Source organism: Colwellia sp. 6M3 (assembly GCF_014077595.1).
GTDB lineage: Bacteria > Pseudomonadota > Gammaproteobacteria > Enterobacterales > Alteromonadaceae > Cognaticolwellia.
On record NZ_JACGWF010000067.1, the window covers coordinates 1 to 23,261 of the forward strand.

A 23,261-nucleotide genomic window follows, 5' to 3' on the forward strand; every position below is an offset into this window, starting at 1 on the left:
CTATTTAATTCTTTCACTCAAACCTATAAAAATAATAATTCTTAGAAATTAGGATGATACCCATTTAAGATTTTGATGTTGTGATATTTTATTAAGCGGGGGGGAACCCACAATTTCGAGAGGACAACTGTATTTATCACGTTTGGGTGAACAATGTTTTAAGGTATTTCTATCTGGAGCACAAACAAAAAAAGCCTAGCGATAACGCTAGGCTTTTTGACTTTTATCAATAGATTAATAACTTAAACTTTAACGCGGATTGTTACTACGTTTTTTCTTTACAGGGCTTGTCGGTTTTCTGTCACTAAATTGATTATCAGAAAAACGTGTTAAGCCTTGTTTAGCTTTATCGCCAGGTTTAGCTTTTTTAGCGGTTACTGGCTTTTTACCATAACGCTTTTCTTGGCCCGGCGAGGTTTTATTGCCAGAGGCATTGTTTTTACCTTTGCCGTTGTTTTTATAATGCACCTGCTGACTTTCATTTCTTGTTTCATTAGGTACTAAACAACCAGGCTTACTACCAATGAGTTTTCTTGCAAGGCCCATTTTTGTTAAAGCGTCACGAATAATGCCCCAGTTAGCGGGATCATGATAACGCAATATCGCTTTATGCAAACGGCGCTGAATTGTGCCTTTTGGTACGGATACAGACGCGCTATCTTTTTTTACATTGCGCAATGAATCTATTTCAGTGTGATAAAGCGTTGTAGCGTTTGCCAAAGGCGACGGATAGAAATTTTGTACTTGGTCGAGCTTAAAGTCGTTTTCTTTCAACCATAAAGCAAGGTTGACCATATCCAAATCGGTTGTGCCTGGATGTGCTGATATGAAGTAGGGGATCAAATACTGCTTTTTACCGGCAAGTTTAGAGTAATGATCGAACATTTCTTTAAACTTGTTATAGCTGCCCATACCAGGCTTCATCATTTTATTTAATGGCCCTTCTTCGGTATGTTCAGGGGCAATTTTTAAATAGCCACCCACATGATGAGTTGCTAGCTCTTGAACATATTCAGGGGATTCAATCGCTAAATCGTATCTCACGCCTGAAGCAATAAGAATTTTTTTAATACCTTTAACTTTCCGCGCTCTGCGATATAAATTAATGGTTGGAGTATGATCGGTATCTAAGTGACCACAAATAGTTGGCCAAACACATGACGGTTTACGACAAGTTGCTTCAGCTTTCTCACTTTTACAATTCAATTTGTACATGTTGGCGGTAGGGCCGCCAAGATCGGAAATAACGCCAGTAAAGCCCGGTACTTTCAGTTTGATATCTTCAATTTCAGCGATAATAGAGTCTTCACTACGACTTTGAATGATACGTCCTTCATGCTCGGTAATAGAGCAGAAGGTACAACCACCAAAACAACCACGCATAATATTGATTGAGGTTTTAATCATGTCGTATGCAGGTATTTTAGCATCACCATATGAAGGGTGAGGTACACGTTGATAAGGTAAACCAAATACACCATCCATTTCAGCTTCTGATAATGGCTTTGCTGGCGGGTTTAACCAAATAAGGCGGCTACCGTGCTTTTGTACTAATGGTTTGGCAGACGTTGGGTTTACTTCTTGATGAAAAATACGTGAAGCATGGGCATAAAGGGTTTTGTTGTCTCTTACTTGCTCAAAGGTTGGCAAGTTAATATAAGTAGTTTCCCATGGTTTTTTCTTGTCTGCCCACGACACATTTTTATGGGCAGCCGCTCTAAACTCACTTAACTGAATAGGTTGCGCAGTTTTCGTTACATCTTTTTCCGCTGCATTTGTTACCATTTCTTCAGCGGCTTTAGCTGCAGCATCGGCCGACGTTGTTGCACAATCAGGCGAGGTCATATCTTGGTAAGGGCTATAAATAGGGTCAATTTTCCCAGGCTTATCAATACTACGTGAGTCAATGCCTTTCCAACCCGGTAGTACTTGGTTCGCTAAAAATGCGCTACCACGTACATCGGTAATGTTTTTAACATCGTCGCCATTGGCAATGCGATGGGCAATTTCAATAAGCGGACGTTCGGCATTGCCGTATATAAGTAAATCAGCTTTCGAATCAAACAGTACCGATTGACGCACTTTGTCAGACCAATAATCATAATGAGCTACTCGGCGTAAACTCGCTTCGATACCACCAATAATAATAGGCACGCCTTTGTAGGCTTCTTTACATTTTTGGGTATAAGCGGTTACGGCGCGGTCAGGGCGTTTGCCACCTTCATCGTTAGGCGTGTAGGCATCATCATGGCGCATACGGCGTTCGGCGGTGTAGCGATTGATCATCGAGTCCATATTGCCGGCGGTTACACCAAAAAATAAATTAGGTTTACCTAGTTGCATGAAAGCGTCTTTGGTCTTCCAATCAGGTTGAGCAATTATGCCAACGCGAAAGCCTTGCGACTCAAGCATACGACCAATAACCGCCATGCCAAAGCTAGGGTGGTCAACATAAGCATCGCCAGTTACAAGAATAATATCGCAACTGTCCCAGCCTAACACATCCATTTCTTGTCGAGACATCGGCAAAAATGGCGCAGTGCCATAACATTCTGCCCAATACTTAGGGTAATCGAATAGTTTTGGTGTTGTTTTCTGGGTTGGAGCTAAGTTCATACATTACCTAAATTAATTTTTATACTAGAGACTCGCGTGATTTTATTCACGTTTATAGCCTAACAATGATCATTTACAGTACATTCACATTGATAAGGCGCGCGATTATAACAGAGATAAAAGCTTAAGCCTAAATAAGCTTAACGTGGTTTCTGATATTGACAGGCTTTCATCTTATAAAATTCGTTATTGGTCGTGTTAACGCTTAGTTTTATTGAATATTTAGTCATAGCTTAGTATAACTAGGCGTAATTATTTTGATGAACAAATTTATAACTTTCACAGTATTAACGTATTTATTAACAGTTATTTAATCGTTTAGATAAGTATTCTTTAGTCAGACCCCTTATAAATAAACCAATATAAGTAAAATAAACTATGAAACTACAATTAATTGCTGCTGCTATTAGTTTTTCTTTAGCCGCATGTGCATCTACAGCGCAGAAAAAGGTTACGTTAGATAATAATGCTATGACCAGTGAAGCGCCTGTTAGTGTTTTAGCAACATCTGCTGCAGGCGCGGCAAGTGCAACGACAATTACCCTAGAAAAAATTATGTCAGATCCTGATTGGTTCGGTCGCTCTCCTGAATCATGGTACTGGGGCGATGACAGCCAAACTGTTTATTATCAACAAAAGCAAGTGGGTAATCCCTTAAGAGATTTAATACAAAAAAATGTTTCAACCCAAGGTAATGGTGACGCCGTTAAGTTAGCGCAAATGCATGTTGTGGCTGACACCAATGCGGTATTAAACAACGCTGGAACACATGAAGTTTATACCTTTGAAGGTAATGTTTTTGTTAAAACGCTCGCTACACAAGCGGTGCAGCAATTAACCTATACTTCTGCCGTTGAATATTCAGCCATGTTTCTAACTAATGGCAATGTTGCATATCGTGTGGATGATGTTTTTTACGCACATGATATGAATAGCCAAAAAATTATAGAATTAGCAAATTTAAAAATGTCTGATGGTGAAAGCGCAGCCACAGATACCCCAAGCTATATCGCTAACGAACAGCATGAGCTGATAGAATATATTGCTTTGCAAAAGCGTAATAAAGATTTACGTGCAGAGCAAAAACGTCAATTAAGAGTGAAAAATAGCACTGTAACACAAACGAACTTTTACTTCGGTAAAGGTAACGAGGTTGTGCATGCTAGCCTTTCTCCTGCTGGCGATAAGCTAGTAGTAAGTGTTGCATCAGACAAGTCAGCACGAAATGACAGCGATATAATGCCTAACTATATTGCTGGCGATGGCCATATTAAAGCACAAAAGGTGAGAAACCGTGTCGCTGATAACCGCCAATATGCTGAACAACTTTATATACTCGATTTAAGCCAAGGCACTAAAGCATTATTGAATTACGACAGTTTGCCAGGTTTTGATGAAGATGTACTCGCCAGTGTGCGTAAAGAAAACTACGCTCGTGAAGGAAAAACATACACCTCTAAAAAATCAGCACGTAATATTCATGTAATGCAAGCTTGGGATCCTATTCAATGGCAAAAAAATGGCAAGCAAGTTGCTGTAATGTTGGAAGCTTGGGATAACAAAGACCGCTGGATTGCCACCGTTGATTTAGAGAAAAAAGCGTTAGTTTCTCAGCACCGTTTACATGACGATGCTTGGATTAATTACACCTTCAACGAAATGGGATGGTTAAGTAACTCTAGCAGTTTATATTATCTTTCTGAAGAAAGTGGCTACGCACAATTATATGTTAAGCCTATTAACGGGAAAGCCAAGGCTGTAACATCAGGAAGCTATGAAGTTAATGATTTAACTCTATCTGCTGATGAGAAAACAATTTACTTTAAGGCCAATAAAAAACATCCTGGAATTTATGAGATCTATAATGTTGATTTAGCCTCTGGTAAGGTCAAAGCGTTAACTGATTTAGGGGGCATGAATGATTACGCCCTTAGTCCAGATGAATCTAAACTTTTAGTTCAGCATTCAAAAATCACCATGCCGCCTGAACTTTATATTAAAGAATTAGCGAGCAACAGCGAAGCAATTCAAATAACTCACACTGTATCTGAAACGTTTATGGCTATGCCATGGTCTGCACCCAATGTAGTCGCAATTGAGTCATCACACCAAGAGCAGCCTATTTATTCAAAAGTGTATTTACCTAAAGGGTATGATCAAAATAACACTAAAAATAAAGCGGTAATGTTCAGTCATGGTGCCGGTTACCTGCAAAACTCACACTTAGGTTGGTCAGGTTACTTTCGTGAATATATGTTCCATAGCATGTTAGTACAACAAGGTTACGTGGTTATTGATATGGATTACCGCGCATCAAAAGGTTATGGCCGTGACTGGCGAACCGCTATTTATCGACATATGGGCAAGCCAGAAGTACAAGATATGCGCGATGGTGTAAATTGGTTGGTTGAAAATGCCAATGTTGATGCTAAACGAGTAGGTACTTATGGTGGCTCTTATGGTGGTTTCTTGACCTTGATGTCGATGTTTACTGACCCCGAGTTATTCCAGTCTGGATCAGCATTACGTTTAGTGTCAGATTGGGCATATTACAATCACGGATATACCGCCAATATTTTAAATACACCCGCTGATGACCCTATCGCTTATGAGCGTAGCTCACCAATTTACTTTGCAGAAGGCCTAGAGAAACCTTTACTTATCAATGCTCCAATGGTTGATGATAATGTTTTCTTTCAAGACACGGTACGTTTAGTACAACGTTTAATTGAGCTAGAAAAACAAGATTTTGAAACCGCTATTTATCCGGTAGAGCCGCATGGTTTTGTACAGCCAAGCTCTTGGTTAAATGAATATCGTCGAATTTATAAGTTGTTTGAAAATACGCTTTAAGCGTTAAAGCTTATATATTGTTAAAGGCCTCATCTGAGGCCTTTTTATTATCACAAATGAAGTTATCGAACATTGCGTGAATTTACTTAATGTTGATAAAACTTAACTTCGTCGTTTAATAAATAGCGGTCGTAAGTTACGTAAGTTAAGCAAACTTAATATAAACTATTGAACATTAGTTAAAATAAAGAGTACAACATGGACAATATGCTTGGTTATTTAGAAACACTATCCGCTATATTTATATTGCTGCTTGCGTTAGGCGTATGCGCAATTATTTACATGTATATTGTAGATAAAACACAAAATAAACAGGCCATACGCCGTAATTATCCGGTTATTGGCCGCTTTAGATATGTATTTGAAAAACAGGGTGAGTTTTTCCGACAATATTTTTTCGCCATGGACAGAGAAGAACTGCCTTTTAATCGAGCTGAAAGAAGCTGGGTTTATCGCGCGGCTAAAGATATAGATCGCACGGTAGCTTTTGGCTCAACAAGAAACCTAGAGCCACCGGGTACTATTATGTTTATGAATTGTGCCTTTCCAACGCTCGAAGAAGATGCGGTGTCGCCAAGTAGTATTACCTTTGGTCTTCACTGTAAAGAGCCTTATAGTACCGACTCAATTTTTAACATCTCAGCCATGAGTTTTGGATCATTATCAGCACCTGCCATTAAAGCGCTATCAGACGGTGCGGCGAAAGCAGGTTGTTGGTTAAATACAGGTGAGGGTGGTGTTAGCAACTACCATTTAGCTAGTGGAGCTGATCTTATTTTTCAAATTGGTACCGCAAAATATGGTGTTAGAGATGAACATGGTCAGTTGTGTGATAAAAGGTTGGCAGCACTAGCGGCTAAACCACAAATAAAAATGTTTGAAATAAAAATGAGTCAAGGTGCTAAGCCCGGTAAGGGCGGTATATTACCCGGTAAAAAAGTAACTGAAGAAATCGCCGCAATACGGGGTATTAAAGTTGGCGTAGACTCAATTAGCCCCAATGCCCATCCAGATATTAAATCGGTTAAAGATATTTTAACCATGGTCAATCGAATTCGTAACGTAACAGGCAAACCTGTTGGATTTAAAGCGGTTATTGGTGAGTCGTTATGGTTGAGAGATTTACTTGAGGAAATTAACCTTCAAGGGGCTGAGTTTGCTCCTGACTTTATTACTATAGACAGTGCCGACGGCGGCACAGGTGCAGCACCTCAACCGTTAATGGATTATGTTGGCTTGCCGTTAAAAGAAAGTTTACCTCTGGTGGTAAACTTATTGGTTGAGTATGGTTTACGTGAACACATTCGAATTATTTGTGCAGGTAAACTGATCACACCATCAAAAGTTGCATGGGCATTAGCCGTTGGCGCCGATGCAGTCAATTCAGCTAGGGGCTTTATGTTTTCTTTAGGTTGTATTCAAGCGATGCAGTGTAACAAAGATACTTGTCCTACTGGTATAACAACTCATAATCCTAAACTACAACAAGGTTTAGACCCAATAAGTAAAGCCGAGCGTGTGGCTAACTACCATAAGTATATTCAATATGGTGTAGGCTTATTAGCGCATTCGTGTGGGGTAAAACATGCAAGAAAATTAGACCGTAATCATCTGCGCGTGATTCAAGACAACGGTTTATCCGTTGCACTTGATAAGCTTCATCCTTATAGCCAACCTAAACATTAGTTCGTTTAGCATTGAAATAAGCCACAGTAAATACAACTAAACCACCGATTGCACCATATAAATGTGCGTCGGTGGCAACGCTTGCTCCGATAAGTTGTTCTACATCAGCGCTAGCACCATAAACTTGTTCATGAATAATTTTTGCAATTACGCCTATTAATAATAAATAGCCTGTTTTCTCATTATGCTTAATATCCATTAATGCGCCCCAGACAAAAAAGCCGTGTAATACACCTGATAGCCCAACATAAAGTGTGATGTTTTTTGCAAACCAGAACATACCAAGGCTACAAATAAGAGCACTGACGATAAAAATAATGAGGTAACTTTTATAATGGTAATATTGACCATGTAACGCCCAAAGTAGAGCTACAGCGGCAGCATTGAGCAAGAAGTGATTACCATTTGAGTGAAAAAAATGGCCAGTAATTAAACGCCAATACTCACCTTCAATAATTAATCTACGATTGTAAATTAATAAGTCTGACGTTTGGTCATCAAAAATAAAGGCTAATAGAGCGAATATCAATACTAACAATGGGCCAATAAATTGAGTTGTTTTTATGGGGAACGGTTTTAATTGCAGCATGTGTTTTATTATTTTCTGTAAAAATATAAGACAAATAAGAGATGGCTGACTTTAACAGTTGGCACTCGGTTTATAAACACAAGATTTTTAAGGCTATAGATAACTTGCTTAGCTCAAAACTACGATATTGTGTGCTCTGCTCGAAACTTGTCCATTCTTAAAAGCTAATAGGTATTAAAAGTAATTTAATAAATGACTTAAACTCGACGACAAACTTACGTAAACTTAGCTTTTATTTTTTTAGTTATTTTAATTAAATGTCCAGAGCTTTATGTCAAGAATGTCAGCGCCCGACAAAGGCCTGTATTTGCAAGTTTGCAGTTAGTATTGAAAATGATATTTCGGTTATTATACTGCAACATCCCAGTGAAGTTGGCCAAAGTAAAGGCACGGTGAGTTTATTAAAGCAGTCGCTTACGAAGTGTGAAGTTATTGTTGGCGAGAATTTTGATGACTCTGCTGTATTATCACTGCGACTTAAACATTATGCTGATAAAACAGCACTGCTATATCCCAGCGAGCAGGCATCGCTGTTAGATTATTTAGCGCTAAAGCCAGCAACACTCAATATTGACAATTATGTTGAAAGTGATGTTGAAAGTGATGTTGAAAGTGAAGTTAAAAGTACTGTTAAATGTGGTGTTGAAGATGAAAGCACCAAAACACTTACAAATGGCGTATTGGCTGATATTGAATGCATAATTATACTCGATGGCACATGGAAAAAAGCTTATCGAATGTTTATGCTCAACCCTTGTTTGCAGCAAATAAAACATATTGTTTTACCGCAAGGAATAACGAGTCTTTATCAAATAAGAAAGACTAAAAAAGATAACGCGCTCTCCTCTTTGGAAGCTTGTTGTCATGCATTAGCACGTTTGGAAAATGCCCCTGAAAAATATCAAAACCTGTTAAGTAGCTTTGTTAAGTTTAATGAATTTCAACAATCATTTAATCAATCTAATCATTAATTTTAAAAAATGGGTAATAGGTAAGTTTAAATATTAATTCGATACTGCTAATGTACTCACACCAAGCTGGCGCATTTATAAACCCAGCTAGTCTCTATTAGCTTCTCATAACGCTCTATTAAGGAACATCATGTCAAATTTAGTCACTAAAGGGCTTTTCTCTTTACTCTTTATCTCCACCAGTTTATGTGCAACCGCCGCGCCAGATACAAAAAGACAAGACCGCGAACCAGAAGCCGCTACGGGCTTAATAATTAAAAAAACTGTGGTGACAGATCATGCCATGGTTGCTTCAGCAAATCCTTATGCGAGCAAAGCCGGTTTTAATATACTAAAGCAAGGTGGTAGTGCTGTAGATGCAGCGATTGCGGTGCAATTAGTATTAACCTTAGTTGAACCACAATCTTCAGGTATTGGTGGCGGTGCGTTTATGTTGCACTGGGATAAAAAGTCGCAAAAATTAACGACTTTTGATGGCAGAGAAACCGCACCTTCAGCAGCAACCAGCGATATGTTTTTAGATGAAAATGGTCGAGTAATACCTTGGATAAAAGCTGTAGTTGGAGGTAAATCTGTTGGTGTGCCTGGTGTATTAGCGGGTTTAAAAAAAGCGCATGAACAATATGGTAAATTACCTTGGAATGTTCTGTTTAAAGATGCAATTGAGCTGGCAGAAACTGGCTTTATTGTTTCCTCAAGGTTAGAAAAACTGGTTGCGATGGAATTCAATCCTGGCATTACAAAGTTGCCAACTATAAAAAACTACTTCTTCCCTGAAGGTAAGGCAATAAAAGCAGGGCAGTTATTAAAGAACCCAAAACTTGCCGCTGTTTATCGTAGTATTGCTAAAGAAGGCACAAAAGTATTTTATCAAGGTTGGATTGCCAAGAAAATTACTACTGCAGTACAACAGTCACCCATTGCGCCTGGCCGTTTGACCCTTGCTGATATGAGCAACTATCAAGCGAAAGAATTACCTGCAGTATGTGGCCCTTATAGACAATACCAAATTTGTGGAATGGCACCGCCAAGCTCTGGTGGTGTTGCCATTATTCAAATGTTAGGGCAGCTTGAGCATTTCGATATTGCACAGTATTCGATGAATGATCCACAGTTTGCTCATTTATTTACTCAAAGTTCGCGTTTAGCTTTTGCTGATCGTAATCGATATATTGCAGACAGTAGCTTTGTTAATGTTCCCACTCAAGGCTTGATAGATAAACGTTATTTAGCTCAACGCGCTAGCTTAATTAATCTTGATAAAGATATGGGGAATGCTGTTGCTGGCGAACCTGAAGGAGCACTATCGCAAGCTGATGACAATGCTTACGAATTACCGTCAACCAGCCATATTTCAATTGTTGATGAATATGGCAATGCTATTTCGATGACCACCAGTGTTGAAATGGGCTTTGGCTCAGCGTTAATGGTTGAAGGCTTTATTTTAAATAATCAGTTAACTGATTTTTCATTAGACCCTAAACAAAATGGTCTATGGGTGGCAAACCGTTTAGAGCCAGGTAAACGACCACGCAGTTCAATGGCCCCTATGATGGTATTCAATCAAGATAAGGGTTTAAAAATGGTTATAGGCTCACCTGGAGGCAGTCGAATTATTAATTATGTAGCACAAACTATGATCGCAATTCTTGATTGGCAACTTGATCCTCAATCAGCGATTAATTTGCCACGCATAACTAATCGTAATCAAGTGACCACACTAGAAAAAGGCACAGATTTAGTCAAACTTAAACCAGCACTAGAAGAAAAAGGCCATAAGGTGGTAGTACGCGACTTAAATAGTGGCATTCAAGCGATTGTGTTATCAAAGGGTAAATTGCACGGTGGTGCTGACCCTAGACGAGAAGGCATAGCAATTGGCTATTAAATGATAAGTTGTAAACATTAAGCTTTACATAGACATTTATAAAACTTTTAAAGTTATTTTCTAAAGCAACTTTCATCGTTATTTAGAAAACAAAACGGCGTCATTATTGACGCCGTTTTTAGTTTTACTGTAAAAATATTAAAAGGGATCTTTCAATATTTTATCTATAATCCATTTATCTTCTACTTGTATCAGCGATAATCGCTTTACATCTTTTAAATGGTTATTTTGATAATAACCATCAAAGTAAACCGTAATTACTGCAGAGTTTTTAAACTGCTCTCTAACTTTAACACCACTATCGTCTGGGGTTATTTCAACATTATCAAAAGACATATTAAACATATGGCGAGCAACAGCTTTAGTTGATTTATAGTGCAAGATAATACGAGCTAATTTAGGACTACATACCGATGCCGCTTTTTTAATGTTTTGTTCGTTATACAAGGCATTAAAAAATTCAATGGCAACCACTTCAGGGTTGTCAACATTTGTAATTGTATCTTTGGATGACTCGCCACAACCAAAAATTAAAAGCATGAAGCTTAAAGATATAAGTTTTATATAATTCATAAAGTAACAATTATCTGTGTAATATTACCTGCATACTACCGTAATAATTGTTGCTAAACCTATTGTTTTTTAAAATAAAAAAGGCGTGATTATCGATAAATCACGCCTTTAAATTTAGGGTCAATATATAAGGTTATATGCTTTAGGGTAAATGTAATTTTTAGCATTTATCCTAAAATAGCTTAACCTTAATACTTATTACGCTAAGTCTTCTTCACTAAATGAGTCAGTAAACAAAGCGCTTGAAAGGTAACGTTCGGCAGAACTTGGTAAAATAACAACAATGTTTTTACCTGCATTTTCTGGTTTTTCAGCAATACGCTTGGCAGCTACAACCGCTGCGCCTGATGAAATACCGGCAAGAATACCTTCTTCTTTCATTAATCTATGCGCCATTGCCATAGAGTCGTCATTTGATACTTGTTCTACTGCATCAATAATAGAAAGGTCTAAGTTTCCAGGAATAAAACCAGCACCAATACCTTGAATTTTATGAGGACCAGGTTTTAACTCTTCACCAGCCATTGCTTGAGTGATAACAGGAGAATCTGTTGGCTCAACCGCTACTGAAATAATTTTATGCTCTGCTACGCTTTTAAGGAAGCGTGTTGTACCGGTAATTGTGCCACCTGTGCCAACTCCAGCAACAAAAAAGTCTACATGACCTTTAGTGTCACGCCAAATTTCTGGTCCGGTAGTTTTTTCATGTATTTCAGGGTTAGCTGGATTATCAAATTGACCCAATAATACAACGTTGTCTGGATCAGCATCTTTAATTTCTTGCGCTTTAGCAATAGCGCCGCCCATACCTTTAGCGCCATCGGTAAGTACTAATTTAGCACCTAAAGCGATTAATAGTTTTCTACGCTCCATACTCATAGTATTAGGCATAGTAAGCGTTATTTTATAACCACGAGCAGCAGCAACAAATGCTAGTGCGATGCCAGTATTACCACTGGTTGGCTCGACAATAGATTTACCTTCGGTAAGTAAACCTTTTTTCTCAGCATCCCAAATCATGTTGGCACCGATGCGACATTTAATACTAAAGCTTGGGTTACGCGCTTCAATTTTTGCATAAACATTAGCTGAGTTTTCGCCACTTATAACACGGTTAAGTTTTACTAGCGGAGTGTTACCAATTGATGTTGAGTTATCTTCAAATATAGTCGACATTATTTTTAATCCTATTGTCTCGGTATAACTAAGTATGTCATACAGATCATTTATTTGTTTGTATGTGTTAACTATCGAAAATTATTTCAACATAGTCAACAATTGTAATTAGGTTAACCCTTTATGGCAGAAAAAGAAGTGATATTTCGGTATCTTATATGCAAAAAAGGAATAGATACCTAAGTAAGAGGGCTGCGAGACATTATTTGAAATGTTAAACCTTGATTTTATTAGTTATTACGCGTTTGTAAAATAGTTTGCTGTAGAATCAGTTGATTGATATTGTTAACTTTATTGCATGTGTGTACCTGTAAATATACACATCGCCCAACGATAACGGAATAAATGTGACCAAAACTGTAGATAATCAGGCTGATAATAATAAATCAGAACACCTTGAATCATTGTCAAAAGCGGCAAAACATAAAGCTACGGCAGATAAATTGTCTGGTCAAGAAACGCGTGAAATATTAACCCCACTGGCTTTTAAAATAGATAAATCGTTATTTGGTATGGCACTTGCGGTGCCATGGCGACGCGGAGCAGCACTAACGGTTGACTTATTTTTGGTGGCGCTATTAAGTGAAGTACCCGGTGAGCTTTTGGCATTGTTAGTTGCTGTTACACTTTATAATGTAGGCAGTAAAAAGCGGGCGAAAAAGCGAGGGAAAATAAGTGGTATAAGACAAACAATACTTCGTATGATTGCCGCCTTAATCGTTTTCGTTGTATTAATCGACATTCTACCTAAGCTATTTTCTAAATTAGACACAATTAATAACCAAGTTGAGCAAGCAGGGCTATCCAGTGAAAATAAAAAGCAGGGCAGTGATGGCACCAGTAATGACTTTATTAAAGTCACACTTACGCTTGCTGCTAACCTTGCTGTTTCGCACAGTGAGTGTGAAACCTTACCTTGTTGGCAAGAACTCAGTAATGATTTAGCTTCAGGCTATGCTGAACAAAGCACCTCAGCAATTGATGCTAAGCAATTTAACGCTAACTTACTTGAGAATATTACCGAAAAAAGTGATTTAACTGAGCAAGAAATAACGATTATAAGCGCACAGTTACAAAAAGCTTACACGCTTAAGCAAACTGAAAAAACGCTTATAGATCAAGATATGCTGAAAGTTACTGTGCTAAATAACGCAGAAGCAACGAAAGTAAACTTAAACAATAATCCCAAAGAAATAGCCGATTCAACGTCGTTAGATGAAGCTAAACAAGTGAATGCTGCTGATATCGAACCAGCCAATCCAAAAGTGTATAAAGGACTTGCTTGGCTTAAAGGGCTAGTTGAAGATTTAGGCTTAGGTTTTGGTTGGGCAGCTTTCTACTTTACTATGTTTACCGCACTTTGGTATGGACAAACACCCGGTAAAAAACTCTTCAATATACGAGTAATTCAGCTCGATGGTACACCATTATCAGTTTGGGATAGCTTTGGACGGTATGGTGGTTATGGTGCTGGAATAGCAACAGGTTTACTTGGTTTTGCCCAGATATTCTGGGATCCCAATAGACAAGCTATTCACGATAAAATATCTTCAACCATTGTTATAAACGACAGTGATTTTGGCAAAAAGAAATATAAACAAAATATTATTGAACACCCAACAGGCGATGCGAGCTAACTCATAACTTATTAGTTATCAAATGGTACATATTGACTAAAGTCGCACCTGATTTAGGAGCTATTGTTGTTCTGTTGTCAGTATTAACGCAGGAACTATTGTCGTAATTAAAGTCGTTTCTGTTGTCGGTAATAATACAGGGAGTTAAGTTGGTAAGCATATTAGGCACTATCGTTGGATAAATGCCGAAGTAAATGCGGAGGAAGGTGTTATACGCAATACTATTTCACGAGTAGGTAGCCAAAAAAACATTTATTATCGACGACCTACTGTGAATTTAAATAAGAAGTTATAGTGCCTTAAGGTAACCACGCATAACTAATTTTAGTGTAAATTGTACGTTGCTCACGAGATAAGCTCTTCAATCTATCATCTTGATAACTATTATCTGAATAACCTAAGTAGAACACCGTTTGAGGGTTTATTTTATATGCATAGATAAGTTGCGTAGTTAAGTTATTATCTTTCGCTGTATAAGCGTTAGGGTTGTTATCTAAGTTAAAATCAATATCGGTGTAGACCAAGTTGAATTTTAAGTAGCTATTAACATTAAATTGATAAGAAACTCGAAGTTCAGTTAAATTTTCTGTAAATACATTGGCATTATCTGCGTCTAAATCACTAAAGGTATGAGAAAACTCAAACTGTAAATGCTTGTTCACGTTGTAGTTAATACTGCCATAAAGTGCGACATAGTCGCCAAGTCTATTGTTTTCATAATCAATTTTATCACCTACGGTTAACTCAATATTGGTAAATATTTGTGCTGTAGGTTGAATAGAAGCATAGAAAACCGCTTGATTTTCTTCAAACCGATCTGTGTTACCGTCAATGGTATTATCTATCGGTAAATCAAAATTTAACTCATGGCGACGTAACCCCACTTTATCAGCGGCAACGAGTAAAACATTAAACAATGACTGCATAGGACCATCGATATTAAAGCTTGATGATATCGAGCGCTCAAGTAATTCACCGTTTTCATTGTGTAATATTTGCCACTGCCCAGCAAAGGTCATTTTTTGCCAAGCACTTTCTGGCTCACCGTACATTAATCGGTTAACTAACAATTTACTTTTTTGATAATCGGCACGTGGCATAAAACCAAGATCTGCACGGAACCTTGCACCAATTTCTTGGTGTTCAGCACTAACTTCCCAATATTCTGAGTCATGTTTAAAGTTTAATTTAAAGGCATTATCATTATAGTTTTCTTCTTTACCACTATCCGTAAACTGAGCCGAGTCTTTGGTATCAGCCATCAGCACTTGTGCTTGAAGCGAGTTCGAGTCATTGAATCGGTATTTTGAATCTATACCAGAAACAAAGTTATGGTAATTTTCGGTTTGGCGTAATGTACTGATCACACCAACTGAAAAGTCCTCGTTAACATCGTAACGATACTTAATAGCACCTGACTCACTATCATCGGTTAACGATATTAATCTTGAACCCGTATTACCCGGAAGAATAATGTTGGTTTGCGTATCATTAGTCATGAATGCGCCGTAAGTGTGTTTGCCTTCAGTGCCGGTTAATTTAGCACCATATTCAGGGTCAGCTATATTACGGGTATACACTAGGTCAAAGTTACTGGAAAAGTACTCTGAGTTCTCTACAAAAAATTGTCGTTTTTCGTCATAAAAAAGCGAAAAGGTTTTATTAACACTGAGTTGACCAGAGTCGGTTTCTATATTCGAAAAATCTGGATTTAAAGTCACATTTAACAGAGTGTTGGCATTAATGCCCCAACGTAGGTCTAAACCTGCATCAATGTCGTTTTCAGCTTCCCAGTCAGTTTTGGGGGTGAAAATTTCACGAGTTTCACTTCTGCTGGCGACTAAAGTGGGCGTAAGCATAATGTTTTTACTTGCCTTAGCGTTTTTAAAACCAACAACTTCAGGTGTTTGGCAAAGCCAGCAAGGGTTGTTACGATCTAACTCAATATGAGATATCCTCAACGATGTGTCTCGAGGATATACTCTAATTAGTTCTATTGCCCAAGTTTTAACGTCATCGTTGTCGTTAAAATTTAGGATATGGTATGGAATAGCTATTTCAACTTGGTAACCATCTTTTGTTATTTTTCCTGCAGACTGCCAAATTCCATCCCAAGCAGGGTCTTTACTGACGGTCATTTCATTAAAAATAGCATCATGTTGTACGCCATGAGGATTTACAAAAAACTCGTAATTTAAACGACGATTATTGTAGGTGTCTAATTTAAACCCAACTAAATCATCAAACCAGCGTGTGTCGCGGTCGCCTAAGAAGCCTTGAATTAACTCAGGGTTAGGATCTTGTGCAATAAAAGCAATGTAGAGGTAATCGCCATTTTCAACAATTTTTGCATTCGTTGAAACAGGGCTGGGTTTGTTGTTCCACGGGCTGTTTACAATATTCATTGGAACATCAAGAGCTTGTTGCCAAATGAGATCGTTTAATTCGCCATCAATGGTTAATTCAAGCTCAACATGAGGGATATTTAATTGTGCCTGGTTTACGGTATTTTCTTGCGCAAAACTCGGTTTTACAAATAGCATAAAGGCAGTGGCAACTGTAAACAGGCCACGAATACTAAACTTCAATTTTACCACTCCAATATTATTATTATTTTATGTGTTTAACGTAAGTTATATAACGTTAATAATAATTCCTTTTTTTAAATTGTTACAAATTTGCTAACAGATGGCAATATATAGTTCAATTTTGGTATAAAAAAACCACCATTAACGGTGGTTATTTATCAATAGATATAAATTGATACGCAGGCAATAATATTCAAGGTAAAGTTTACTTAAGCCATGCATAACTATATTTCATAAACACGCTGCGCTGTTCTTGCGTTAAATCTTGAATGGTTTCATCACTGTAGTGTTGATCGGAGTAACCTAAATAAAATACTGTTTGAGGATTTATTTTATAGGCATAAAGTAACTCTGAAGAAAGGCTTTTGCTATGACGATTAATATCTTCAGGCGCAATATATAAATAATTACTTGTGTTTCTACTGGTATTGTTAAAAACGACACTTAAACGGAGAAAGCTTTGTACATTAAATTGGTAAGTGGTGCGTAAATCAGTTAACCGGGCAATAAATACGTTTTCTCCTTCTGCATCTAGTTGCCTAACGGTTTGCTTTAGCTTTACTTCAACATGTTTATTGATGTTCCAATTTATATTACTACTGAGGCGATTTATTTTTCCTAAGCGATTATTGCGATAGTCAATTTTATCTCCTCGCGTAACATTAGCGTTTATATAAAGACCTAGCATAGGTTTAGTTTCTGCAAAAATAAAAAATTGATGCTCTGTAAATAACGTGCTGTTATCCGCAATTGCCAACTTGCTCTTATCAAGCCTACTACCGACGCTATCACGTTTTGTATAGCCAACTCTAAAGTAAGAGCTATAACGAGCATGAAGTTGTGCGTTTATATCAAACTCTTTTTCTATTAATTCATTGTTATCATTGTGAATAAGGTCCCAGTCAGAATATATTTTAAACTGAGTCCACCATTTATTTGGTTCGGCATACCATTTTCGATCACCGCCAACAGAAAATTTATTATGATCAACACGCGATATAAAGCCTAAATCACCACGAAACCCAGCGTTTTGTCGATCATAAGTTACCCGGTAATACCAGTTACTATCATTATGATAATAACCTGCTTTAAAAGCGTTGCCGGTAAAGCTTTCTGCTTTTATTGTCCTTAATACATTTTCGTTATAAATACAGTCACCAAACTGGCAATCATCGTTATTTTCTGGTGTTGCGCAACGAGCTTGTTCATCTTCTTCGTCTACATTACAAAATTGCTTAAACAAATCGTTTGGGTACTGGGTTGTAGAAAATAACGACTGAAATTTAAAAACGTCTTCAGTGTTTAAGCGAAATCTAGCATCAATTCCGTTAACGCTGTTTGAATAATCTTCTGCTGTTCGTAACGTGCTTATCCAGCCAAGTGTAATATCGTTATTTAAACTATAACGATATCTTAATGCCGCCGCCTTTGACTCGCCATCAATAGTGGCAACCGACGAAGAACGATTACCTGGTATTAAAATATTGGTATTTTTGTCATCGGTAATAAATAAGCCAAAGGCATGATTGTTTTCACGACCCGTTAATTTAGCGCCGTAATTAGGGGCATTAATGTTACGGGTATAAACCAAATTATAGTCACTATCAAAATAGTCTTGATTGTCGAGAAAAAACAGTCTTTTTTCGCGATTAAATAAAGCAAAATTATTGTTTATATTGAGTTGCGCGTTATCGGATTCAACCGTAGAAAAATCGGGGTTTATAGTCGCGTTTAGTAACCAGTCAGGGGTGATTCCCCATCGCAAATCTAAACTAGCTTCAGTATTGTTAGTATCTTGCCACTCGTTATTATCATCACGCTCTTGTGCTGCGCCCAAAACAATCGAAGGTGTAACCGTAAAGTTGCTGCCTTGTTTTGCACCTTTAAAACCTGAAGCTGTAGCTATTTGACATATTTCACAGCTGTTACCACGGTCTAAATGAATATTAGATAAACGCAAGCGCTCTTCTCGAGGGTAGTATCTAAGTAACTCTATTCCCCACGTTTGTTTACCTTCGATTTCTTGAAAGTTTAACATTCTCAAGGGCAGGGCCATTTCAACAATAAAACCATCGTTAACAATTTTGCCTGCGCTTTCCCATATGCCGTCCCACGCATCGCTTTCTTTTTGTGTTACCTCACTTTCAATACCGTCTATTTGTACTCCTAACGGGTTTACCAAGAAGCGATAGGCACTGCGTTGGTCGTTGTATGTGTCTATTTTTATACCCACTAAGTCATCACCCCATGACTTGTCTCTATCTTTTAAAAAAGCTCTTATCTCTTTAATATCAGGGTCTTTGGCAATAAAAGCCAAATAAAAATAGCCTTCATTTTCCATTAATAAAGCTTCGGTGTGCACTGGGCTTGGAATGTTGTCGTAAGGTCGCGTGATATTGTTGATTAATACTTTCTTAGCGGAGAGCCACTGGGGTTCACTTAATGATGCATCTATAACAATTTGACCTGAAATTTTCGGTATTTCTATAATTTCATTTTCAATGCTTATTATTTTATGGGTAGTAGTTGCATGGACTAATGATATTGATAATAAAATGGTTAAAGTCAATATCATTGGTTTTATTGAGAAATACATTCGGGCTCCATCGACGCGAGTTACAAATAATTACATACTGGCGCGTATGCTGAATAAGCAAGTTGGATGTGTCAAAATATATACGACAGTTAGGCCGTTTCGCAGGTTAAATTACTTAAAGAGGTCGATGTATTGGATTTTTGAGTGCTATTGTTGACTAAAATATTAAATTACTTAATTCATTATTACCATTTTGTTGTTTCTAAGATATTAGAATAATCGCTCGAATATTAAAAATTTCTGAAGCATAATAACGGTATCTACAGTACAAAAAAATCAGACTTGAAATCTAATATGCCAATATATTTACTTGATGTAATCGCCTTAAGCTGTTTCTTTATTTGTTGGGCTGGGTACACTGGCTTTGCACGTAAAAAAGCAAAAACAACAAATTGCATTGCTCGATGTTTACACCAGCATAGAGTGCATTGGATGTATGAAGTTATTGGACGCGATATTCGTGTTGGTGAAGCGGCACTTTTAGCGAACTTAGAACGCAATATTTCATTTTTTGCTTCTTCTACCTTATTAATATTAGCCGGTGTATTAACATTATTCGCGCAGGTTGATCGGCTCGAATCTGTTCTTGGGTCAATTCCTTACACTGAAACTCCAAATCATGCCATGGTTCAATTAAAGTTGAGTTTGCTGGCGCTTATTTTTGTTATGGCATTTCTACATTTTACTTGGTCATTAAGACAATACGGCTTTTTAAATGTAATGATTGGTGCATGCCCTTTTGATGACAGCGGCGAAAATGAAAACCTAAATAAATATGCTGAACAAATGGCGGTAGTACAAGACCAAGCCGCGCATGCATTTAACTATGGGTTGCGTTCGTATTATTTCTCTATCGCCGCTTTGTGTTGGTTTTTTCATCCGCTGACCTTTATTTTTGCCAGTTTATTTGTTGTTTTCACTTTATATAATCGTGAATTTCGCTCAAAAGCGGTAAAAGCGATAACATTAGGGCAGCAGTATCTTGACAACGAATTTGCCATTAGGCACTCCAAATCTAAACAAACCATTAAAGCTGACAGCAGCATAAGCAGTAAGTAAATATTATGTCAGCTAATAATTACGCTAAATTTTCACCGAAGCATTTTGATAGTTTTGATTGTTTAACATTAGCGCCCGGTATTTACTTTATTTTATTGTTCGTCTTGAGAGCTTATATTATTTGGATAATGTCGGTAACAAACATGCGTGACAATGTGGGCTTTATTCAGTGGGTATATCCACAAACGGCATTGTTTTACTTAAACTTAGCTTCTGGTGTTATCGGCCTTTTTGTAGTGCTTATTTTAAGTTTACGGCGACCTAAAGCGCCAACATGGGTCCGAACCTGTTGGCAAAAATGTAAAACGTTGCTTATTTTAGCCTTAGTGTTTGATTTAACGATTGGAGTGCTAGGTTACTTAATATGGCAGTTGCAGTCATTAGTTTGGATTATAATGCATTGTTTATTGGTAATATCTGCTATTACCTATATTTTACGAAGTAAAAGATTTACCATTAACATTGCCGAGTTTCCTGAAGTATTGCCGGAAAATAACACGCGTAAACATAGAAAAACTAAAGGGTTAGAAATTGATTGAAGAAAACACACAAGACGAACGGCTTATAATACTCGATACAGAAACAACAGGTATTAACCCACGAGAAGGGCACCGTATTGTTGAAATTGGTTGTGTAGAAATGATCAACCGGCAATTAACCGGCAGAAATTATCATGTTTACGTTAAGCCTATGGCACATGGTATGCAAATGGTCATGGACCAAGAAGTTATTAATATTCATGGTTTAACCGATGACTTTTTAAGAGATAAACCTAGATTTGAACAAATAGGGCAGGAGTTTTTAAACTTTATCAAAGGTGCACGTTTAGTTATTCATAATGCCAAGTTCGATGTTGGTTTTATGGATCATGAATTTGCCATGATGCCAGGTTTTCCAAAAACGACAGATGTTTGTTCGATTACCGATACTTTAAAAGTATCAAAAGACGAGTTTGGCTCACCTAAAACCTTAGATTATTTAGCGCGTTTTTATAAAGTTGATAAGTTAATTGACCGTACCTATCACGGTGCATTAATTGATGCCCAGTTGTTGGCCTTTGTTTACATAGAAATGACCCGTAAACAAGCTACCTTCAATTTAAACCAAGGTGAAGGCCAAGGTAGTGATGCAAACGCTATTCGCAGACTAACTAATGACCGCCCAAAATTAAAGGTTTTAGCTGCTACTGCCGATGAACTAACAGAGCACGAAAACCGTTTAGCAATTGTCAAAGACAAAGGGGCTGCGCCGCTATGGTTAGAATAAAGAGAATAAAAATAAAAAGGCTTAAAATAATCAATCTTTTGTTAAAAAACGCTATAGGGCGTTTTTTTACTATCAAAGCATTACTCAATAAATTTTTATCTACTACTGTACTTACCTTACTATTTAGCTTAAATGCTAATGCACAGCAATTACCCGCAGAAATTGAATATTACAACGACGATAACGTAACCAACCAAATTCCTTATTTTGATAACCGCTTTCGCATTGACGCTCAACTTGACGAAGTTACTTTGCTGTTTTATCACAAAAATGGCGCTCAGCCCGTGATACTTGTTAGGCCGAACGGTTCGAAATTAAATATCAATAACTATCCTGAAGATAAAGTGCAATGGTTTGATGACAGCACATTCGACATGATTAAAATCAAATCGCCAATGATTGGGCCTTGGCAAGTTATAGGTGAAGTACAACCAAACAGTAAAATCATGGTTGTTTCAGAAATTAGATTAGAGGTAACGCCTTTACCTGAAATTATTCTACAAGGCGAAACACTTAAAATGTCAGGCAGGCTATTTAATGGCGATGTGCCAATTGACAACCCTTCCTTTAAAGATGTTCTTGCACTTGATGTTGATTTTTTCAGTACCAATAATTCAGCGTACGATAACTTCGGTGCAGCGCCCGTTAAACTGGCGTCATTTAGAGACGACGGCAGAGACTTAGACGAACACGCTAAGGACTCAGAGTTTACGGGGGAATTCAAATTAGACTTTGCTCCTGGTGAATGGCAACCTATCTATATTGTTAAAATGCCAATGGCCACGAGAGAATTAAGACAAAAGCCGGTGGTGGTGCATAAAAACCCAATAACTATATCGGTAGCAACAACTCAAAACATCAACGGTGAGCATATTGCGACATTTACTATCGATAACACGCTAGTAAAAGCCGAAAGCATACTTATTCAGGGTAAAGTAACGTTTCCAGATCGTCAGGTATTGCCTTTTACGGTTAAGCAAGAAAAAGGCTTAAAGCGTATACACAAAATTGCATTTACTGAACCTGGCGTACATCGTATAGAAACAAGTGTATTCGGCGACACCATTAACGGCAGAGAATTTAGGGCACAACTGCCCGAGTTTACGTTTAATGTTGAACGCGCAGGTAATTCAGGTACTTCAACTCTCAGTGGTGATACTAGTCATTTAACGTTAGAACAAAAAAAAGCCCAAGCAATGGCTAACGCAGCATTAGAAGCTGAAAAAATGGCCCAAGCATTAGCACAAGCAAAAGCAGACCAAGCGGCGAAAATAGCCCAAAAAGAAAAAGAAACATTATTCTATATTATTGGCGGAAACACGTTAGTGATCATCATTGCGGCGCTTATGTTTGTTTTTATTCGCCGTAAAAAGAATAAATAACGAAAAGTTTTCGTATTTATTTGCCTGTTTTGCTGTTAAAAACGTCGGATTGTTCATCAATTAGACATATAAACAAATGAATGGAAAAAACTGGTTGACGGCATCGAATGTTAACCGTATTATTCCCGCCGCATTCAACGAGTTGTTGTTGAAAGCAGTGATTAATGTGTGGAGTGGTAGTTCAGTTGGTTAGAATACCGGCCTGTCACGCCGGGGGTCGCGGGTTCGAGTCCCGTCCACTCCGCCAATTAATCCAAAGGTTGTAAGTCCTTTCAAAATTTACAGAAGCAAGATGTGTGGAGTGGTAGTTCAGTTGGTTAGAATACCGGCCTGTCACGCCGGGGGTCGCGGGTTCGAGTCCCGTCCACTCCGCCAATTGTT

Annotated in this window: 15 protein-coding genes and 2 tRNA genes; 11 read left to right on the forward strand and 6 right to left on the reverse strand. The window is 37.7% G+C overall.

The window, feature by feature from the left end; translation table 11 throughout:
* Window positions 1–249: 249 nt before the first annotated feature.
* Window positions 250–2,616 carry a YgiQ family radical SAM protein gene (locus H4J50_RS13680; RefSeq protein ID WP_182257038.1) on the reverse strand — a complete coding sequence of 789 codons (2,367 nt, stop codon included), beginning with the start codon at window positions 2,614–2,616 and terminating at the stop codon, window positions 250–252.
* 378 nt (window positions 2,617–2,994) lie between these two features.
* On the opposite strand from H4J50_RS13680, the gene H4J50_RS13685 reads away from it, so the two are divergent.
* Together H4J50_RS13685 and H4J50_RS13690 are read left to right on the forward strand one after the other, a co-directional pair.
* On the forward strand, window positions 2,995–5,469 hold the full coding sequence (locus H4J50_RS13685) for a prolyl oligopeptidase family serine peptidase (protein WP_182257039.1): 2,475 nt from the start codon (window positions 2,995–2,997) through the stop codon (window positions 5,467–5,469).
* Window positions 5,470–5,667: 198 nt separating this feature from the next.
* Complete coding sequence (locus H4J50_RS13690; protein WP_108456343.1) at window positions 5,668–7,155, forward strand: FMN-binding glutamate synthase family protein; 1,488 nt, start codon at window positions 5,668–5,670, stop codon at window positions 7,153–7,155.
* On the opposite strand, the gene rrtA is transcribed toward H4J50_RS13690, so the two are convergent.
* Window positions 7,145–7,744, reverse strand: a complete 600-nt coding sequence (gene rrtA / locus H4J50_RS13695; RefSeq protein ID WP_182257040.1) for a rhombosortase — start codon at window positions 7,742–7,744, stop codon at window positions 7,145–7,147. The genes H4J50_RS13690 and rrtA overlap by 11 nt on opposite strands.
* 257 nt (window positions 7,745–8,001) lie before the next feature.
* On the opposite strand from rrtA, the gene H4J50_RS13700 reads away from it, so the two are divergent.
* Together H4J50_RS13700 and ggt are read left to right on the forward strand one after the other, a co-directional pair.
* The gene (locus H4J50_RS13700) at window positions 8,002–8,715 is read left to right on the forward strand and encodes a tRNA-uridine aminocarboxypropyltransferase (protein ID WP_182257041.1); all 714 of its coding nucleotides are present in this window, start codon (window positions 8,002–8,004) and stop codon (window positions 8,713–8,715) included.
* Between the two features lie 130 nt (window positions 8,716–8,845).
* Window positions 8,846–10,603, forward strand: coding sequence for a gamma-glutamyltransferase (gene ggt / locus H4J50_RS13705; protein WP_182257042.1), 1,758 nt, complete (start codon window positions 8,846–8,848; stop codon window positions 10,601–10,603).
* A 138-nt stretch (window positions 10,604–10,741) separates the two neighbouring features.
* On the opposite strand, the gene H4J50_RS13710 is transcribed toward ggt, so the two are convergent.
* Together H4J50_RS13710 and cysK are read right to left on the reverse strand one after the other, a co-directional pair.
* Window positions 10,742–11,176 (reverse strand): hypothetical protein, encoded by a 435-nt coding sequence (locus H4J50_RS13710; RefSeq protein ID WP_108456339.1) that lies wholly within the window; start codon window positions 11,174–11,176, stop codon window positions 10,742–10,744.
* 198 nt (window positions 11,177–11,374) lie between these two features.
* Complete coding sequence (cysK, locus tag H4J50_RS13715; RefSeq protein WP_108456338.1) at window positions 11,375–12,352, reverse strand: cysteine synthase A; 978 nt, start codon at window positions 12,350–12,352, stop codon at window positions 11,375–11,377.
* 347 nt (window positions 12,353–12,699) lie between these two features.
* On the opposite strand from cysK, the gene H4J50_RS13720 reads away from it, so the two are divergent.
* The gene (locus tag H4J50_RS13720) at window positions 12,700–13,989 is read left to right on the forward strand and encodes an RDD family protein (RefSeq protein WP_310733271.1); all 1,290 of its coding nucleotides are present in this window, start codon (window positions 12,700–12,702) and stop codon (window positions 13,987–13,989) included.
* Between the two features lie 299 nt (window positions 13,990–14,288).
* On the opposite strand, the gene H4J50_RS13725 is transcribed toward H4J50_RS13720, so the two are convergent.
* Together H4J50_RS13725 and H4J50_RS13730 are read right to left on the reverse strand one after the other, a co-directional pair.
* Window positions 14,289–16,577 (reverse strand): carbohydrate binding family 9 domain-containing protein, encoded by a 2,289-nt coding sequence (locus H4J50_RS13725; RefSeq protein ID WP_182257043.1) that lies wholly within the window; start codon window positions 16,575–16,577, stop codon window positions 14,289–14,291.
* 205 nt (window positions 16,578–16,782) lie between these two features.
* Window positions 16,783–19,173: a carbohydrate binding family 9 domain-containing protein gene (locus tag H4J50_RS13730; protein ID WP_182257044.1), complete on the reverse strand. Its 2,391-nt coding sequence runs from the start codon at window positions 19,171–19,173 to the stop codon at window positions 16,783–16,785.
* Window positions 19,174–19,467: 294 nt separating this feature from the next.
* Here H4J50_RS13730 and H4J50_RS13735 point away from each other — a divergent pair, with 294 nt between their 5' ends.
* The 6 genes from H4J50_RS13735 (at window position 19,468) to H4J50_RS13760 (ending at window position 23,255) form a co-directional block, all read left to right on the forward strand.
* A complete protein-coding gene (locus H4J50_RS13735) occupies window positions 19,468–20,232 on the forward strand; it encodes a DUF599 domain-containing protein (RefSeq protein ID WP_182257045.1) in 765 nt (254 codons plus the stop codon).
* A 5-nt stretch (window positions 20,233–20,237) separates the two neighbouring features.
* The gene (locus tag H4J50_RS13740; RefSeq protein ID WP_108456334.1) at window positions 20,238–20,771 is read left to right on the forward strand and encodes a DUF2919 family protein; all 534 of its coding nucleotides are present in this window, start codon (window positions 20,238–20,240) and stop codon (window positions 20,769–20,771) included.
* Window positions 20,764–21,498 carry a DNA polymerase III subunit epsilon gene (gene dnaQ, locus H4J50_RS13745; protein WP_220466228.1) on the forward strand — a complete coding sequence of 245 codons (735 nt, stop codon included), beginning with the start codon at window positions 20,764–20,766 and terminating at the stop codon, window positions 21,496–21,498. Before H4J50_RS13740 ends, dnaQ begins: the two co-directional genes overlap by 8 nt.
* 38 nt (window positions 21,499–21,536) lie before the next feature.
* Complete coding sequence (locus H4J50_RS13750; RefSeq protein ID WP_182257046.1) at window positions 21,537–22,880, forward strand: TIGR03503 family protein; 1,344 nt, start codon at window positions 21,537–21,539, stop codon at window positions 22,878–22,880.
* Window positions 22,881–23,050: 170 nt separating this feature from the next.
* Window positions 23,051–23,127 (forward strand) — tRNA-Asp (locus tag H4J50_RS13755).
* A gap of 51 nt (window positions 23,128–23,178) precedes the next feature.
* Window positions 23,179–23,255: transfer RNA gene (locus H4J50_RS13760), tRNA-Asp, on the forward strand.
* The last annotated feature ends 6 nt before the right edge of the window (window positions 23,256–23,261 follow it).

Excerpts from the sequence above, each read along its gene's own strand:
- H4J50_RS13680 (WP_182257038.1), bottom strand. The coding sequence starts at position 2,616 with ATGAACTTAGCTCCAACCCAGAAAACAACACCAAAACTATTCGATTAC.
- H4J50_RS13685 (WP_182257039.1), top strand. The coding sequence starts at position 2,995 with ATGAAACTACAATTAATTGCTGCTGCTATTAGTTTTTCTTTAGCCGCA.
- H4J50_RS13690 (WP_108456343.1), top strand. The coding sequence starts at position 5,668 with ATGGACAATATGCTTGGTTATTTAGAAACACTATCCGCTATATTTATA.
- rrtA (WP_182257040.1), bottom strand. The coding sequence starts at position 7,744 with ATGCTGCAATTAAAACCGTTCCCCATAAAAACAACTCAATTTATTGGC.
- H4J50_RS13700 (WP_182257041.1), top strand. The coding sequence starts at position 8,002 with ATGTCCAGAGCTTTATGTCAAGAATGTCAGCGCCCGACAAAGGCCTGT.
- ggt (WP_182257042.1), top strand. The coding sequence starts at position 8,846 with ATGTCAAATTTAGTCACTAAAGGGCTTTTCTCTTTACTCTTTATCTCC.
- H4J50_RS13710 (WP_108456339.1), bottom strand. The coding sequence starts at position 11,176 with ATGAATTATATAAAACTTATATCTTTAAGCTTCATGCTTTTAATTTTT.
- cysK (WP_108456338.1), bottom strand. The coding sequence starts at position 12,352 with ATGTCGACTATATTTGAAGATAACTCAACATCAATTGGTAACACTCCG.
- H4J50_RS13730 (WP_182257044.1), bottom strand. The coding sequence starts at position 19,173 with ATGTATTTCTCAATAAAACCAATGATATTGACTTTAACCATTTTATTA.
- H4J50_RS13735 (WP_182257045.1), top strand. The coding sequence starts at position 19,468 with ATGCCAATATATTTACTTGATGTAATCGCCTTAAGCTGTTTCTTTATT.
- H4J50_RS13740 (WP_108456334.1), top strand. The coding sequence starts at position 20,238 with ATGTCAGCTAATAATTACGCTAAATTTTCACCGAAGCATTTTGATAGT.